The organism is Desulfobulbaceae bacterium (assembly GCA_013792005.1).
GTDB lineage: Bacteria > Desulfobacterota > Desulfobulbia > Desulfobulbales > VMSU01 > VMSU01.
Window position 1 is genome coordinate 1 of sequence record VMSU01000042.1, and the last position, 3,170, is coordinate 3,170.

Here is a 3,170-nt window from a genome sequence, read left to right on the forward strand (position 1 = left end):
AACCATGCCTTTCCCGCCTCCTTGTCCTGCTGTGCCTCCCCATCGTGTGGTCTTGCTCCACCCACCACAATAATCCTACAGGACCACAAATCTCTACCACCCTAAGCTCCATTGGCCCGCAAGAAAATGCCCGTCCGGACTCACTGCAGGCACAGGAAGACCCCGAGCTGACTGCCAGCAATGAGATCCAGGACGAAGACATCTCACCCCCTGATCTCGAAGCGACAGCCAATCAAGAAATCCAGGATCTTGAAAAGATGGGCGCCTGGGAAGACGGTATCGCAATGACTCCAAAAGGGACATTGATTGAATCAGACTTCCCGATCGTCATCAACCGTCAAGTAGAATATTACCTTGATCTCTTTCAGAATCAGCAGCGTAAGGTATTCACCGGCTGGCTCACCCGCTCAGGTCGTTACCTGCCAATGATTCAGCAGGAACTGGCTGAAGCCGGATTACCGCAAGATCTTGCCTATCTGGCAATGATTGAAAGCGGATTCAAACCCAACGCCTTTTCCACAGCCAGCGCAACCGGTCTCTGGCAGTTCATGGCCCCGACCGCTGGCAGATTCGGCCTCCAGATTAACAGCTATGTCGATGAACGCCGAGACGCCCACCGTTCAACCCAGGCCGCAATCAACTACCTAAGCACACTTTACAGCCAATTTGGCAAATGGTATGTAACGGTTGCCGCCTATAATGCCGGCGAGGGTAGGATCAACAACGGACTCCAAAAGTATAATTGCGACAATTTTTGGGATTTAGCCAAGGAAGACTACCTTCCTTTAGAGACCAAACGTTACGTCCCCCAGCTGATCGCCGCCATCATGATCGCCAAATATCCTCACGATTACGGTTTCGACAACATCCAATACGATAAACCTTTAGCATTCGAAACTGTACCAGTTCCGCCACGGACTGAACTGGCGGCCGTGGCCGCGGCATCCAACACCCCGGCGGACACACTCTACGACCTGAACCGTCACCTCAGCAAAAAACAAGTCCCGCCAGGGATTGGCTCCTACGACCTCAGAGTTCCCCCAGGAACCGCTCGCCTAGTAGCGAACAATTTACCCAGAGTTCATGCTACAGTGGCCACCCTTTTCAAGGACCATGTGGTCGGTCGCCGGGATACCTTAAACAAAATCTGCGCCAAGTACAATATCAGTAAAATCAACCTGCTAAAAGCCAATAACCTGCGCAAAGCAAAGCTTGTCGCCGGCACTATCCTCCGCATCCCTTACCAAACCGCCCAGTATGCCCTGCTCTCCGACAAGGAAATTCAGCAGCTGGCCGCCGCCACAAAAAAGACTCAAGACGTGACCGTGCATAAGGTCAAAGCAGGGGACTCTATCTCCCAGATTGCCGCTCGCTATGGCTCTTCGACCAAAGAGATAATGACATTAAACAACCTGACAACAAAGCACGTTCTGAAGATTGGACAACAATTGACCGTTGCTCAGAGCAGCAAAACAAAAGCTGCATCCACCCCCTTGCGTGTAGCTGATGCATCAAAGAACACCAGCAAGAAACGAGAGATTATCGCCTCTCGTTCCAAGTCTCCGGCAAAACAGAAAGCCCCGACCGCTCACTATCAAGTCAAAAGCGGGGACAGCCTCTGGACGATCGCCCAGCAATTCGATCTTTCACCCGATGACCTCAAAAAATGGAATAACCTTGAAGGCAATCGGATAGCGCCAGGACTAAAACTCCTCATCAAATCCAAGAGCTGATAGTTGTCAACACAGCCCGCCATGCCCGACCATGCCAGAAACGCCTTGGTCCTCGGCGCATCCAGGGGAATCGGTCGGGCCATCGCACTCGCGCTCTGCGATGCGGGTATCAGGGTCATTGCCCCCTATTACGACTGGCCTGAAGACTCACATTCCCTTGTTACCCACCTCGCCGCCCTGCCGGGAGAGCACATCACCGTCAAGGCCGACCTGCGGGATCCATCCCAGGTTGAGTCGCTGATCGACCGTATCGACACTGATTGCGGCTCGCTGCATATCCTGATCAACAATATTGAGCGGGGCGGGATGCCCATTGTCCATGGAGCTTATACTCCTGAGCAGTGGACGCTGGAGATGGACACTACTGTCAAGGCTAAATGGCTGGTATTCAATGCAGCATTGCCGCTGCTTGCCAAGGGGGGACCAGGCGGCTCAGTGACCAACGTCACGTCCATCGCCGGAGACGTTGGTCGAGCAGGACCAGCCGGGATGATTTTCAACGATGCGTACGCCGCTGCCAATCACGCGGTCAGCACTTTTACCCGCACCTGGGCCCGACAAGCCGCTCCCCTGATCCGGGTGAATGAACTACGTCTAGGATTTATTCAAACCAGGCACGCAGAAGGTACCCGTGGGTGGGAATTGCTCTCAGAGGAGCAAAGAAGAGCCATCTTTGATCGCACCTTACTTCAACGCTCAGGCGCCTTGACGGAAGTGGTATCGGCAGTCAAGTTCCTGATTGATGATGCCACCTTCATGACCGGTGGTACCCTCTGTCTCGATGGGGGGTATACCCTGGGGCATGATCGAATCGCCCCCATCCCCTCTCCTCAGAAAAACCTGGCCATCAGAGAGTAGCAATACCAAACAAAGGGAATTGAAAAGCAAAGACCACCTTCAACTTCTCCGCAATTCAGAGGAAAGACACAGCTATTCGTTATTCCGCAAAACCCAATTCGGAATGCGATGCAGCACATACTCCACTGCCGCCATTTTCACCTCATCACTCTCCTGGGCAGTAAGCTTCTTTTTTTCTCCCCCTCCCACTTCAGCAAGGACCTCTTCGGCATCAAACCAACACAACTCCTTCCCCTCATGATCATACGCGGTCAGAATACGGCGATTCGCCTCATGCAGATGTTCTTCCTCAATAACATTCCCAACTATCCGTTTGGCCTCTGCATAAGGAATAAAGGTAATTTCCTGGGACATCGGTCTCTCCTCTGGTGTTCTGCAAGAGCCCCGTTCGGGCTCAACGACCACTATGTATGAATTATAGACTCTGACTCTGAGACAAAAAAACCATTTTTCTATCCCTGAGACGTATCTGACTGATATGGTTTAAGGGACTCGGAAAATACCAATTTACCTGGATCGCGCCCGGATCTGGGTCAGATTTGGTTGCGCCGATTGAACAAAACCGCAGGCGTAGCAGCG

Annotated in this window: 3 protein-coding genes; 2 read left to right on the forward strand and 1 reads right to left on the reverse strand. The window is 52.6% G+C overall.

Annotation, left to right across the window (positions count from 1 at the left end; genetic code table 11):
* Both FP815_02410 and FP815_02415 read left to right on the forward strand, forming a co-directional pair.
* Window positions 1-1,733, forward strand: a 1,733-nt coding sequence (locus tag FP815_02410) for a LysM peptidoglycan-binding domain-containing protein (GenBank protein MBA3013786.1), incomplete at its 5' end; no start/stop codon positions are given.
* Between the two features lie 21 nt (window positions 1,734-1,754).
* Complete coding sequence (locus FP815_02415) at window positions 1,755-2,591, forward strand: SDR family oxidoreductase (GenBank protein ID MBA3013787.1); 837 nt, start codon at window positions 1,755-1,757, stop codon at window positions 2,589-2,591.
* A 72-nt stretch (window positions 2,592-2,663) separates the two neighbouring features.
* Here the strand turns inward: FP815_02415 and FP815_02420 are convergent, their stop codons facing one another.
* Window positions 2,664-2,945, reverse strand: a complete 282-nt coding sequence (locus tag FP815_02420) for a hypothetical protein (protein MBA3013788.1) — start codon at window positions 2,943-2,945, stop codon at window positions 2,664-2,666.
* Window positions 2,946-3,170 lie beyond the last annotated feature (225 nt).